This is a genomic window from Marinobacter oulmenensis (genome assembly GCF_014201735.1).
In the GTDB taxonomy this organism is placed as follows: Bacteria; Pseudomonadota; Gammaproteobacteria; order Pseudomonadales; family Oleiphilaceae; genus Marinobacter; species Marinobacter oulmenensis.
The window spans coordinates 593,347-607,207 of record NZ_JACHFE010000002.1 but is presented as its reverse complement, the minus strand read 5'-3'; the positions used below and the strand labels follow the sequence as shown (position 1 = coordinate 607,207).

The 13,861-nt window shown below is 58.9% G+C and carries 9 protein-coding genes; 7 read left to right on the top strand and 2 right to left on the bottom strand.

What is annotated here, in order from left to right; genetic code table 11:
- The first annotated feature begins 131 nt into the window (after nucleotides 1–131).
- The 7 genes from mdoH (at nucleotide 132) to prpD (ending at nucleotide 10,672) form a co-directional block, all read left to right on the top strand.
- Entirely contained in the window at nucleotides 132–2,237 is a 2,106-nt protein-coding gene (gene mdoH / locus HNR38_RS05995; RefSeq protein WP_246362412.1) for a glucans biosynthesis glucosyltransferase MdoH, read from the top strand.
- Between the two features lie 107 nt (nucleotides 2,238–2,344).
- The gene (locus tag HNR38_RS05990) at nucleotides 2,345–3,025 is read left to right on the top strand and encodes a GntR family transcriptional regulator (protein WP_183700747.1); all 681 of its coding nucleotides are present in this window, start codon (nucleotides 2,345–2,347) and stop codon (nucleotides 3,023–3,025) included.
- 17 nt (nucleotides 3,026–3,042) lie between these two features.
- Entirely contained in the window at nucleotides 3,043–3,930 is an 888-nt protein-coding gene (gene prpB, locus HNR38_RS05985; RefSeq protein ID WP_183700746.1) for a methylisocitrate lyase, read from the top strand.
- Between the two features lie 36 nt (nucleotides 3,931–3,966).
- A complete protein-coding gene (prpC, locus tag HNR38_RS05980; protein ID WP_183700744.1) occupies nucleotides 3,967–5,100 on the top strand; it encodes a bifunctional 2-methylcitrate synthase/citrate synthase in 1,134 nt (377 codons plus the stop codon).
- 102 nt (nucleotides 5,101–5,202) lie between these two features.
- The gene (gene acnD / locus HNR38_RS05975) at nucleotides 5,203–7,827 is read left to right on the top strand and encodes a Fe/S-dependent 2-methylisocitrate dehydratase AcnD (RefSeq protein WP_183700742.1); all 2,625 of its coding nucleotides are present in this window, start codon (nucleotides 5,203–5,205) and stop codon (nucleotides 7,825–7,827) included.
- Nucleotides 7,828–7,878: 51 nt separating this feature from the next.
- Nucleotides 7,879–9,057: a 2-methylaconitate cis-trans isomerase PrpF gene (prpF, locus tag HNR38_RS05970; protein WP_183700740.1), complete on the top strand. Its 1,179-nt coding sequence runs from the start codon at nucleotides 7,879–7,881 to the stop codon at nucleotides 9,055–9,057.
- 130 nt (nucleotides 9,058–9,187) lie between these two features.
- Nucleotides 9,188–10,672, top strand: coding sequence for a 2-methylcitrate dehydratase (gene prpD / locus HNR38_RS05965; RefSeq protein ID WP_183700738.1), 1,485 nt, complete (start codon nucleotides 9,188–9,190; stop codon nucleotides 10,670–10,672).
- Nucleotides 10,673–10,708: 36 nt separating this feature from the next.
- On the opposite strand, the gene HNR38_RS05960 is transcribed toward prpD, so the two are convergent.
- Nucleotides 10,709–12,691, bottom strand: coding sequence for a PA14 domain-containing protein (locus HNR38_RS05960; protein WP_183700737.1), 1,983 nt, complete (start codon nucleotides 12,689–12,691; stop codon nucleotides 10,709–10,711).
- A 109-nt stretch (nucleotides 12,692–12,800) separates the two neighbouring features.
- Nucleotides 12,801–13,850 carry an ExeA family protein gene (locus HNR38_RS05955; protein WP_183700736.1) on the bottom strand — a complete coding sequence of 350 codons (1,050 nt, stop codon included), beginning with the start codon at nucleotides 13,848–13,850 and terminating at the stop codon, nucleotides 12,801–12,803.
- Between the last annotated feature and the right edge of the window lie 11 nt (nucleotides 13,851–13,861).

The window sequence follows — 13,861 nt, the reverse complement described above, 5'->3', positions numbered from 1 at the left end:
TGCGTTTCTTTCGTTACTGATGGACCGGGTCCTGGCCCAACACTCCTGTGGCCGCATTGACATTCCGGAATGCACTCCACCCCTGAGGCGCGGAAGTATCGGGTATGAATAGGGTAAAGGAACCGGGCTCGTTGGAAGCCCGCCCTCCGAAATGGCGTCGAGTCGCGATTTTCAGGCGTCTGCTACTGGCGATGTTTGTCCTCTCCCAGACGGTTGTTGCCGTGTACTACCTGCTCTGGATTCTGCCCTACCACGGGGGAACCCTGCTTGAGGTGGGTATCGCGGGACTTTTCGGCATTCTTTATGCCTGGATTGCGGTGGGATTCTGGACTGCAGTATTTGGCTTCATGATCAGGTTGTTCGGTGGGGACCGATACAGCCTGTTACGCCGCCACCAAGACGATGAGCTGGAGGCTACGCCACTGGCCAGGACCGCGGTCATTCTACCGATATACCATGAGCCGGTCGGCTGGACGCTCAGTGGGTTGAAAGCGGTTTATCGGGATATTGAGCAGACGGGCAACATCGAGCACTTCGAGTTTTATATCCTGTCAGACAGTCGCGACCCGGATGTCTGGCTGGAAGAACAGGCCTGCTGGCATCGGCTTGTCGAAGAGCTTGGTGCCCAGGGGCGCCTTTTCTATCGCCGGCGAACGGTCAACCTGAATTACAAAAGCGGCAATGTGGCTGATTATCTGCGCCGGTGGGGGCGGCGGAGTAAGTACATGGTGGTATTGGATGCGGATAGCCTGCTTAGTGGCCAGACCATCGTCCGCATGGTGCGCCTGATGGAGCGCGAGCCAAACGTCGGTATTCTGCAAACCAACCCTACCATCATAAATGGCCAGTCGCTTTTTGCCCGCATCCAGCAATTTGCCAATCGCTTCTATTCAACCCTGTTCGCCACAGGCCTGGCGGCAGTACAAATGGGGGAAGCCGCCTTTTGGGGGCATAATGCGATTCTTCGTGTTGCTCCGTTCATGAAACACTGTGGTTTGCCAAAGCTGCGGGGTGTGGGCCTGTTCGGTGGCTCCATTATGAGCCACGACTTTGTTGAAGCGGCTTTTATGGGGCGGGCTGGCTACGAGGTATGGCTCGAACCGGAGCTGGGCCAGAGCTTTGAAGAGTCACCTCCCACGCTGGCAGATGAATTGGCTCGGGATAACCGATGGTCCAAGGGCAATCTTCAGCATCTCTGGATAATGCTCTTTATGCCCGGGCTGAAGTTTGCTCACAGGATGGCCTTCATGAACGGCATTATGGCTTATCTTGCCTCTGTCCTCTGGCTGTGTTTCCTGATTCTCACAACCATTGCTGCGGCGAAGCTGACCCTGGCGCCGATCGAGTATTTTCCCGAGGGGCATCAAAGCCTGTTTCCGCTTTGGCCGGAATGGCGACCGGGCTGGGCGTTGGGGCTGACATTGAGCACATTGGTATTGCTGTTCTTCCCCAAGTTCCTGGCCGTCGCTGATGCCGCCATTCACCGCAACACACGCCAATATGGAGGTGTTGCCAAGCTGCTCGCCAGCGTATTGATTGAAATCGTGATTTCAGTCCTGCTTGCGCCCGTCCGGATGTGGGCACACAGCCGTTACGTGGTGGGTGCCCTGCTGAACTTTTCGCTGAGCTGGGCCGGCCAAAACCGAACGGATGATATTTCCTGGCGTGGTGCCTTTGCGACTCACCTTCCGGGGATGGTGGTCGGTAGCCTGTGGTCCTCGTTCGCCTGGAGTCTTGATCCGGTGTTCTTCCTCTGGTCTTTACCTGTCTCGATTCCTCTGGTTCTTGCTGCGCCTACCGATGTCTGTCTGAGCAGAGTGGGGCCGGGTCGTGGTTTGATGTCTCTTGGGCTTCTTGCGATACCCGAAGAAACAGCGACACCGCTACCTGTTTTGTGGAATGCGCAGAATTTCCGGAAACAGAAAAACCAGGAATCCGGTTTGGCGAGGGGAAGCCGGGCTTTTGAGCAGGCAGTGCTTGATCCCCGTCTTAATCGCATACATCAGGGGCTCGCCCGGGACCTTAGAAGGGGGCGGCGGCGCCATTCACTGGAATCGACTGTTGCCCAATGTCTGGCAGATGGCCCTGGAGCTCTCAGTAGAGGGCAGCTTAGCCTTCTGATGCGGGATCGCCTGTCGCTGGAAGAGCTGCATGTCGGGGCATGGAAGAGTCCGATAAACAGTTATTGGGGACAGCAAATTGACGGTTGTAAACAAACCGAAGCGCAGTCCACCTGATTCCCGCCTTCTGTTAACAAGAAACAGGCCTAGCCTTAAGTATTGTTGACAATATCGAGCTGCAGACGTAGATTTGCCAGAAATCACCCTGATTTTGGTAACAAAACATGTCTGCTACCCAACCTTTAAGCCACACTCGCGCCGATGAAGCGTTTGATTGTCTGCAGACGGCCATCATTACCGGTGAGCTGGCGCCTGGCGAAAAAATTGGTGAGCTGGAACTCTGCTCCCGCTTCAACCTGACCCGGGGGCCGCTGCGTGAAGCCCTTGGGCGTCTGGAATCCCGAGGTCTTCTGGTGCGTCGGCCTCACGCCGGCGTCAAGGTGGTGTCGGTCAGTGCCGAAGAGTTGATGGAGCTCTACCGCATCCGGGAGGTCATGGAAGGACTGGCAGCCCGGCAGGCGGCAGAGCGCATGACTGACCAGGAAATCCGGGATCTGCAGGCCACCCTCGACAGTCACGAGAAGATGATTGATGAAGCCCAGGGTCAGGCCTACTACCAGGCTGAAGGGGATTACGATTTCCATCACCGGATCGCTACGGGCAGTCGCAATGCCAAGCTTGCCCAGATGCTGCTGGGCGATCTGTATTACATGGTGCGGATGTATCGGTATCGATTAAGCACCTCTGCCGGGCGCCCCCACCGGGCACTCGGTGAACATCGTCATATTGTAGAGGCCATCGCCCAGCGGGATGGGGAGTTGGCCGAGTTTCTGATGAAAAGACACATCAACGCCGCTCGACAGAACATCGAGGAAAAGATTCAGGAAGGCGTTCTAACCATTTGAACCGGGAGGTAATTTCCATGGCTAACAAACTGACTCCGGGGGCTCGCTTTCGCCGGGCTCTGAAAGAGAATCAACCCCTGCAGATCGTGGGCACCATCAATGCCTATGCGGCCATGATGGCTGAAAAGGTCGGGCACCAGGCCATTTACCTGTCCGGTGGTGGCGTTGCCAATGCGTCCTACGGTCTGCCGGATCTGGGTATGACCACCATGAACGACGTAGTCGAGGATGTGCGTCGTATTACCGCAGCAACTGATGTACCGCTGCTGGTGGACATCGACACCGGCTGGGGCGGGGCGTTCAACATTGCCCGTACCATCCGTGAGATGGAACGTGCCGGGGCGGCGGCCGTGCACATTGAGGATCAGGTGGCCCAGAAGCGTTGTGGTCATCGCCCGAACAAGGAGATCGTGTCCAAGGAGGAAATGGTTGATCGCATCAAGGCGGCTGCGGATGCCCGTGAAGACGACGATTTCTTCATCATGGCCCGCACAGATGCCTTCCAGAAGGAAGGGCTGGAAGCGGCTATTGACCGTGCCAGGGCCTGCATTGACGCCGGCGCCGACGGTATTTTTGCCGAAGCGGTCCACGAGCTGTCCGATTACAAGGCGTTTGCCGACGCGATTGATGCGCCACTGCTGGCCAACATTACCGAGTTTGGTGCGACGCCACTGTACAACAAGAAGGAACTGGCTGAAGCCGGTGCTTCCATGGTGCTGTACCCGCTGAGTGCCTTCCGCGCCATGAACAGGGCGGCCCTGACGGTTTATGAGAGCATTCTGGAGAAAGGCGACCAGAAGGACGTGGTGGACATGATGCAGACCCGTATGGAACTGTACGATTTCCTGAACTACCACGACTTTGAGCAGAAGCTGGACGAGCTCTTCGCCCAGAAAAAAGACTGATCACAATAGCAAGAATTGATAACGAGGGAGATCATCATGGCTGAAGGTAAGAAACTCGGTGGTGCCGGCCTGCGCGGCCAGGTTGCTGGTGAAACCGCGCTGTGTACTGTTGGCAAGTCCGGTGCCGGCCTGACCTACCGCGGTTACGACATCAAGGATCTGGCGGAAAACGCCCAGTTCGAAGAGATCGCCTATCTGCTGCTGCGGGGCAAACTGCCCAACCGCAAGGAGCTGGATGACTACAAGGCCAAACTGGTCAGTCTGCGTGCATTGCCGGATGCCCTGAAACTGGTGCTGGAACAGATTCCCGCCAACGCTCACCCGATGGACGTGATGCGTACCGGTTGTTCCATGCTGGGCAACCTGGAGACCGAGGAAGATTTCAGCCAGCAGGACGACAAGATCGACCGCATGCTGGCGGTATTCCCGGCCATCATCACCTACTGGTACCGCTTTGCCCATGACGGTGTCCGTGTGGATACCACGACCACTGAAAGTGATTCCATCGGTGGCGTGTTCCTGGAGCTGCTGCACGGCAAGAAGCCGAGTGAACTGCATGAGCGGGTGATGAACGTCTCCCTCATTCTGTACGCCGAACACGAGTTCAATGCCTCCACGTTTACTGCCCGGGTCTGTGCGTCAACCCTGTCCGATATCCACAGTTGTGTGACCGGCGCCATTGGCTCTCTGCGCGGCCCGCTGCATGGTGGTGCCAACGAGGCCGCCATGGAGCTGATCCAGAAGTTCAAGACGCCGGATGAAGCCGAAGAAGGGCTGATGGGCATGCTGGAGCGCAAGGACAAGATCATGGGCTTCGGCCATGCTATCTACAGCGATTCCGATCCGCGCAATGCCATCATCAAGAAATGGTCTGAGAAGCTGGCCCAGGAAGTGGGCGATACCGTGCTTTACCCGGTATCCGTGCGCTGCGAGGAAGTCATGTGGCGCGAGAAAAAGCTGTTCTGCAACGCGGACTTCTTCCACGCCTCGGCCTATCACTTCATGGGCATTCCCACAGAGCTGTTCACGCCCATCTTCGTGATGTCCCGCGTCTCCGGCTGGACCGCCCACGTCAAAGAACAGCGGGCCAATAACCGCATCATCCGTCCGAGTGCCGACTACACCGGCCCGGCGGATGCCAAGTGGGTTCCGATCGACGAGCGCCCCTAAGCCTTTTCCGGCCACGGAATTGTCACCTGCCGGCTGGCCATGCCCTGAACGAGGGGCGTGGCCCGGCTTCCGTGGTCCCAGCTTTCCGAGAGAGTCCAGACCATGAACACCGAGTACAGAAAGCTCCTGCCGGGCACCAGCCTGGAATACTACGATACCCGCCAGGCGGTGGAAGAGATCCAGCCCGGGTCCTACGACAAACTGCCTTACACCTCCAAGATCCTGGCCGAGCAACTGGTTCGCCGCTGTGATGCGGCATCCCTGACGGAATCGCTCCGGCAGCTTATCGAGCGCAAGCGCGAGAAGGATTTTCCCTGGTATCCCGCCCGCGTTGTCTGCCACGACATTCTGGGGCAGACCGCACTGGTCGATCTGGCCGGCCTGCGGGACGCCATCTATGAGAAAGGCGGCGACCCGGCCAAGGTCAACCCGGTGGTGCCCACCCAGTTGATTGTCGACCACTCGCTGGCGGTGGAGCATGCCGGTTTTGAAGAAGACGCGTTCGACCAGAACCGTGCCATCGAGGACCGTCGTAACGAAGACCGGTTCCACTTTATTGACTGGACCCGGACCGCGTTTAAAAACGTGGATGTGATCCCGGCCGGCAACGGCATCATGCACCAGATCAACCTGGAAAAGATGTCCCCGGTCATCCAGCATCGTGCGGATGATGACGGTCACCAGATCGCCTTTCCGGACACCTGTGTGGGTACTGACAGCCACACCCCGCACATTGATGCCCTGGGTGTGATCGCCGTGGGCGTGGGTGGCCTGGAAGCGGAAACCGTCATGCTGGGCCAGCCGTCCATGATGCGCCTGCCGGACATCGTCGGTGTAAAGCTGACCGGTGAACGCCAGCCGGGTATTACTGCCACCGATATCGTTCTGGCCATCACCGAATTCCTGCGTAAAGAGCGCGTGGTGGGTGCCTATCTGGAGTTCTTTGGTGAGGGTGCTTCCAGTCTGACTATCGGTGACCGTGCCACCATCTCCAACATGACGCCGGAGTATGGTGCCACCGCCGCGATGTTCTACATCGACGAACAGACCACCGACTACCTGAAGCTCACCGGTCGTGAGCCGGAACAGGTGGATCTGGTTGAGAAATACGCCAAAGAAACCGGCCTGTGGGCCGACGAGATGACCGGTGCCGAGTACGAGCGTGTGCTGGAATTTGACCTGTCCACCGTGGTTCGTAACGTGGCTGGCCCGTCCAACCCGCATCGCCGTGTGGCGACGTCCGCACTGCATGACCAGGGCATTGCCGTGAACCTGGACAAGGCGCTGGAAGAAGAGAAGAAAGGTCTGATGCCGGACGGCGCGGTGATCATCGCCGCCATCACCTCCTGCACCAACACCTCCAACCCTCGCAACGTAGTGGCCGCCGGCCTGCTGGCCAAGAAAGCCAACGAGTTGGGCCTGATCCGCAAGCCGTGGGTGAAATCTTCCTTTGCTCCGGGGTCCAAGGTCGCCCGTCTTTACCTGGAAGAAGCCGGCCTGCTGCCGGAACTGGAAAAACTGGGCTTCGGTATCGTGGCGTACGCCTGCACCACCTGTAATGGTATGTCCGGCGCGCTGGACCCGAAAATCCAGCAGGAAATCATCGACCGTGACCTGTACTCCACGGCCGTGCTTTCCGGTAACCGTAACTTCGATGGCCGGATTCACCCGTACGCCAAGCAGGCGTTCCTGGCCTCGCCGCCGCTGGTCGTGGCCTACGCCATTGCCGGCACCATCCGCTTCGATATCGAGCAGGATGCCCTGGCGTATGACAAGGACGGTAACCCGGTGACCCTGAAGGACATCTGGCCGTCCGATGAGGAAATCGACCGCATCGTCGGTGAGTACGTGAAGCCGGACCAGTTCAAGTCCGTCTACATCCCGATGTTCAACCTGGACGAAGTGGAGCAGGCCAAGAGCCCGCTGTACGACTGGCGCCCGATGTCCACCTACATCCGTCGCCCGCCTTACTGGGAAGGTGCCTTGGCAGCCGAGCGCACCATGACCGGCATGCGTCCGCTGGCGGTACTGGGTGACAACATCACCACCGACCACCTGTCGCCGTCCAACGCCATCATGATGGACTCTGCTGCCGGTGAATACCTGCACAAGATGGGCCTGCCGGAGGAAGACTTTAACTCCTACGCAACCCACCGTGGCGATCACCTGACCGCCCAGCGTGCGACTCTGGCCAACCCGAAACTACTGAACGAAATGGTTCGGGATGAGAACGGCGAGATCATCCAGGGCTCCCTGGCGCGCCTGGAGCCGGAAGGCGAAGTGAAGCGCATGTGGGACGTGATCGAGGCCTACATGGAGCGCAAGCAGCCGCTGATCATTGTCGCCGGCGCCGATTACGGCCAGGGCTCGTCCCGGGACTGGGCCGCCAAGGGCGTTCGCCTGGCGGGTGTGGAAGTGATCGTGGCCGAAGGCTTTGAGCGCATTCACCGCACCAACCTGGTGGGCATGGGCGTATTGCCGCTGCAGTTCAAGGAAGGCGAGACTCGCAAAACCTACAACATCGACGGCACCGAAACCTTCGATGTGAAGGGTGAGATTGCCCCGGGTGACGAGCTGACCCTGGTAGTTCATCGCCAGAACGGCGAGAGCGTGGAAGTGCCGGTGATCTGTCGCCTGGACACCGAAGCGGAACTGAACATCTATTCCGCCGGCGGTGTGCTGCAGCGTTTCGCCCAGGACTTCCTTGAAGCCGAAGGCGCCGCGTAAGAATGTATCTGGCCATGGATGGCCGGAAACGCTTTAACAAGAGGCTTTCACATGAGCTTTCCCAAACAGATCAAGATACCCGCTACCTATATGCGTGGTGGCACCAGCAAGGGCGTTTTTTTTCGCCTGAAAGACCTGCCGGAAGCCTGTCAGGTTCCCGGTGAGGCTCGTGACAAGCTGTTGCTGCGGGTGATTGGCAGCCCGGACCCTTACCAGAAGCAGATTGACGGTCTGGGCAACGCCACCTCCAGCACCAGCAAGTCGGTCATCCTGGCCGAGCCCACCCAGCCGGACCACGATGTGGATTACCTGTTTGGCCAGGTGTCCATCGACAAGCCGTTTGTGGACTGGAGCGGTAATTGCGGCAACCTGACCGCGGCCGTGGGCGCATTTGCCATTCATGGCGGCTTTGTCCCGAAAGAACGGATTCCGGAGAATGGCATCTGCACCGTGCGTATCTGGCAGGCCAATATCCGGAAAACCATTGTGGCCCATGTGCCCATGACCGATGGCGAAGTCCAGGAAACCGGCGATTTCGAACTGGATGGGGTCACCTTTCCGGCAGCGGAAATCCAGGTGGAATTCATGGACCCGGCCGACGGCGACGGGGCCATGTTCCCGACGGGTAATGTCGTGGACGATCTGGACGTACCCGGCCTTGGCACCCTCCAGGCAACCATGATCAATGCCGGCATTCCCACGATCTTCCTGAACGCAGAAGACATTGGCTACCGCGGCACCGAGTTGCAGGACGACATCAACAGTGACCCGAAAGCGTTGGAGATGTTTGAAACCATCCGGGCGCACGGTGCGCTGAAAATGGGGCTGATTGCCGATCTCGCCGAGGCCGCCAGCCGTCAGCACACGCCGAAAGTCGCATTTGTGGCAGAGCCTAAGGACTATCAGGCTTCCAGCGGCAAACAGATCCGGGGTGATGACGTGAATCTACTGGTTCGGGCGCTGTCCATGGGCAAACTGCACCACGCCATGATGGGCACCGCCGCCGTGGCGATTGCGACGGCCAGCGCCATTCCCGGCACGCTGGTGAACCTGGCTGCGGGTGGGGGTGACCGCAAGCATGTCACCTTCGGTCATCCGTCCGGGACGCTTCGGGTTGGTGCCGAAGCTCAGGAAATCAATGGCCAGTGGAGCGCCACCAAGGCGATCATGAGCCGCAGTGCCCGCATCATCATGGAAGGTCAGGTGAGGGTGCCCGGCGATACCTTCTAGCCCGCTGCCGGCCAAAGGTACTCTGGAACCTGGCGCCCCCGCTCCACGGATCCTCTATCCTTTCGGATAAAGGTCGGTGGCCGGGGGCGTTGCGTTCCGGCATTCACGAAAACGAGCAGGAGAGCAAAAGATGTCAGCAACTTTCGATGTCAACGAGCGTCCCGATTACGATGACGTTCTGCAGACAATTGCAGATTACGTGCTCAGCTACCGGATCGACAGTGATGAGGCCTGGGATACCGCCCGGAACTGCCTGATCGACACCCTGGGCTGTGGCCTTCTGGCCCTGCGTTTTCCTGAGTGCACCAAGCACCTTGGCCCACTGGTGCCGGGAACCGTGGTTCCGTCTGGTGCCAGGGTTCCCGGAACCCAGTTCAGCCTGGATCCGGTCAAAGCCGCCTGGGACATCGGCTGTATTGTGCGCTGGCTGGATTACAACGATACCTGGCTGGCGGCTGAGTGGGGCCACCCCTCGGACAACCTGGGGGCAATACTGGCGGTGGCCGACCATCTGTCCCAGCAGCGGCTGGCGAAAGGGCAGGCGTCGCTGACCATGCGGGACGTGCTCGAGGCGATGATCATGGCCCATGAAATCCAGGGTGTGCTGGCGCTGGAAAACTCGTTTAACCGGGTGGGGCTGGATCACGTCGTACTCGTCAAAGTGGCATCTACCGCCGTGGCCGCCAGACTGATGGGGGCGGACCGGGAACAGATGCTGTCGGCGCTTTCCCACGCCTGGGTAGATGGCCAGGCGCTGCGCACCTATCGTCATGCCCCTAACGCCGGTTCCCGGAAATCCTGGGCTGCCGGCGATGCCAGTAGCCGCGGGGTTCGCCTGGCGGATATGGCGATGCGCGGCGAAATGGGCATTCCGGGGGTTCTGAGCGCGCCCCAGTGGGGCTTTTACGACGTGCTGTTCAGCAAGACCAACAAGGATCAACAGCTCAAGCCGGAAGACAAACGCCAGTTTTCCCTGCCACAGCCATTCGGCAGCTATGTCATGGAAAACATCCTGTTCAAGATTTCCTTCCCGGCGGAATTCCATGCCCAGACTGCAGCGGAAGCGGCAGTGACCCTGCATCCGCAGGTGAAGGACCGGCTGGATGATATCGACAGAATCGTGATCACCACCCACGAATCCGCCATCCGGATCATTTCCAAGGTAGGCAAGCTGGCCAACCCGGCAGACCGGGACCACTGCCTGCAATACATGACAGCGGTGCCGCTGATTTTCGGCAATCTGACGGCGGAACACTACGAAGACAGTTTCCACGAGGCCCATCCGGAAATCGACCGCCTCCGGGACTGCATGGAAATCGTGGAGGATGAGCGCTATACCCGCGAATACCTGGAGGAGGACAAGCGCTCCATCGCCAACGCGGTACAGGTATTTTTCAAGGATGGCTCCAGCACGGATCAGGTGGCGGTGGAATACCCCATCGGTCATCGTCGTCGCCGGGAAGAGGGCATTCCGTTGCTGGAAGATAAGTTCCGGGCCAATCTGGCCACACGATTCCCGGCCGGGCAAGGTGACCGAATATTCGACCTTTGCCGGGATCAGAAAGCCCTGGAGGCAACGCCGGTTCCTGACTTCATGGAACTGTTTGTCATCTAGGTGCTGGCCGGCTTATGGCCGGCCAGCTTTCGGACACTAGGGCACCGAGTAACTGATGACATCGGAAGGCTCGCTGACCAGCCCTTCGGTATCGATCACCCGGATGGCAAAGTACCAGGTGCCGGATTCCAGTCCGGTGATTTCGGCACTGGTTTCTGCCCCGGCAATGCTGACGGTCTGATTCAGAGCATCCGGTGAAGTGCCGTAGAGGATGTCGTAGCTGTCAATCTCGCTCAGGGCAATCGCACTGCCGTCCTCACGGGTTGACGGGGCCGTCCAGGTGAGTGTGGCCGAGCCGCTGGCGGGAGGTGGGCTTGTGTTGGCTCCGCCACCGGTGGACGAGTTCGGGGGCGATCCCACGGTTTCCAGTGTCCAGGGACTGATGGCACTCTGGTAAGCTTCCAGGTTGGTTACATCAGACGTGTTATTGACCGCCGAGGCGTCATCGGCGTAGGGATTCAGGCCATAGCGCAATTCCCAGGTATCCGGGATGCCATCACTGTCAGAGTCGATTGTGCTGCTGGAGGCCTGGTCCGGTGAAGTAATGGTCTCCGCCTGTGGAACATCCGTCCCGTTGCTGTCTGTAATAAACAGCTGGGCCACAGCCGCGCCGCCTTTCTCGTAGTACTCCATGACCAGATCCACTGTCTGCCCCGGTTCAAGTGCAGTGGTTGCGGTGTACCGGGTCGCCCCCTGGTCAATCCAGGCCGATATCACTCTCTGGCCATCGATATAGAGGCGGGTGCCGTCATCTGTCCGGGTAGTGAAGTTGTAGTCACGGGTGCCACTGGAATGGGGCGCGGTAAAGCGGCCAACCCAGCGGACACTGAAGTTGTCGACCGGTAATTCCTCGACCATTGCACCGGTTCCGGCATCGAATAGTACTGCGGAGTCCCTTCGCGCCAGCACGAAGTCATCAAATCGAATGCCATTGAAGTACTGGCCAACAAAGCCCGCGGTGAGAGGCAATTCGCTGTCCGGCGCCTGATCCGGGGCCGGTGTGGATGTCTCGTCTGACAGGTCGGTACCGGCAATGTACTCATCGAGGTTGGTGGCGCCGTCTCCATCAAGATCCCCTGAGGCATCGGATGCAGTCAGTGGGTCCAGCCCCACGGCAAATTCGGTCCCGTCGGGAATGCCGTCGCTGTCGCTGTCCGGGTTGTTTTCGGCGGTACCCAGCAGGAATTCCTCGGCTGCGGAAAGCAGGTCGCCATCGGGATCGGATACCGCGTCGGAAGAGTCATTCGGGTTCAGGCCGTGAACAACTTCCCAATTGTCATAAAGGCCATCGCCGTCACTGTCGGTAGGAGGATAGCCGGGGACAAAGGCGAGGTTTTCCGAGCCATCCAGATAACCCACTGAATAGCCCAGACGATAAGCTTCTTCGGCTGAGCGGTCGTCGCTGGCGGAACCGGCGGCATAACTGGCAAGTGCGGATCCGGGGATGACCTGGCGGCCAAAGCCCGGCCCCTCCCAGGCTGCAGTAAAATGATCGTCCCCGCCGGCTTCCTTGAACAGGAGCTCAAAGTAGTACCGATTACCGGCTTCCAGATCGATGCTTACTGATCGCTGGGCACTGTATTTGTTGAATTCGGAAGATCCTGTCCAGCCCGGTACCGAGGCAATCAGACGCTTGTCCGAGGGCTGATTTGAGGTGCTGAGCCAGAGTTCGGTCTCATCATCGCCGGCCACATAGAAGGTGTACTGGCCGGTTGCTGGCGGTATCAGGTAACCCGGGATCAGAACCCCATAACTGTCACCCCGGTTGGACAATTGGCTGAGCTGGTTAATGGTGTTGAGATCGTCGGGCGAATCCGGAAATCCGGAAGCGGAGCGCAGGTCGTCTACTGCCACGCCATCAATGCCGTCCCAGTAGTAAATCCAGACCTCTCCGTCGACGCTGGTTTCAGGCAACAGTTCAGAAGGGGGCAGGGTGTTGGAGTTCTCCTGTGCCCAGGCCTGACCAACGGCCAGTGTGAGCACAAGGCAACCAAGCGTTAGCGAGACAGGCCGTAGCATGACGACTCTCCCTGGTCAGATGAATCCATGTAAGCAAGTATTGTGGGGGGAGCCTGGGGCTGCCACCCACCTGATGGAACGTTTTTCTATGATCCCCGGCCCTGTTAGATCATTTCCGGGAGGGTGACAATGGTTTGACGTTGTTCGGTGTTTTGTCGGGCTGGTTTTCTGTCTCCCTGTCGTGGCCAGCTATCTGGGCCAATCGCGAGTCGATGCTCTCGAGTGCCAGGGCGATCCGCGTCAGTGCATCCTGACCCCCGTGCTGGCCGTCGCCATCGCTTGGCTTCCGGAACGGACTGATGCCGGCGGTTTCGGGCCGACCGCCACCGGTGTCCGCTTCATGTCCGGCCAGTGCCGGGTCTTCCACCAGCAGATCGTGCTGAATGGTTTTGAGATCGTCCGGATCGATAAAGGGGCGGTCTTCGGAATAAGCGCACATCATCATGCCGTCGCAGAGCTTGTTGATCAGGCGTGGTATACCTTTGCTCAGACGATGGATCTCACGGACGGTTTCGTCATCAAACAGCTTGTTGCCGCCCTGACCAGCGAGCAGTAGACGATAATCGATGTATTCGGCGGTCTCTGCGGCACTAAGCCCCTCGAGATGAAAGAACAGTTTGACCCGTTGGGCCAGTTGGGGAATCGCCGAGACTGCCTTCTTGAGTTCCGGCTGGCCAAGCAAAATCACGCGCATTGAAGGCCCCCCCATGCTCTCCATGCCGGTCAGCATTCGGATATCCTCCAGGTTTTCCCGGCTGAGATTCTGGGCTTCATCGATGGCCAGTACCACCGGTGTTCCGGCCGCTGCCATATGCTCCAGATACTCGGTCACCTGAAACAGCATGGACACCTTGCTTTCGTTGGTGACCTCCAGACCGGCCTTGCGCAGGATCAGCCCAAACAGGTCCCGGGATTCGAGGTTGGTGTAGGAGATGTTCAGCAGCTTGAGGTTGCCCTCAAGGCTCTTGATGGTTTTTTTCAGCAGAGTGGTTTTGCCCGACCCGATCTCCCCGCTGATGACGACGAAGCCCTCCGAGCTCCAGATCGCGGAGGACATGTAGACATAAGCCCGGGAGTGCTGCTGGCTCATGTAAATAAAATCATCCTCAGGGGTGATCCGGAACGGGTGCCTGTGCAGGCCGAAGAACTCAAGATACATCGTGGCTCCTT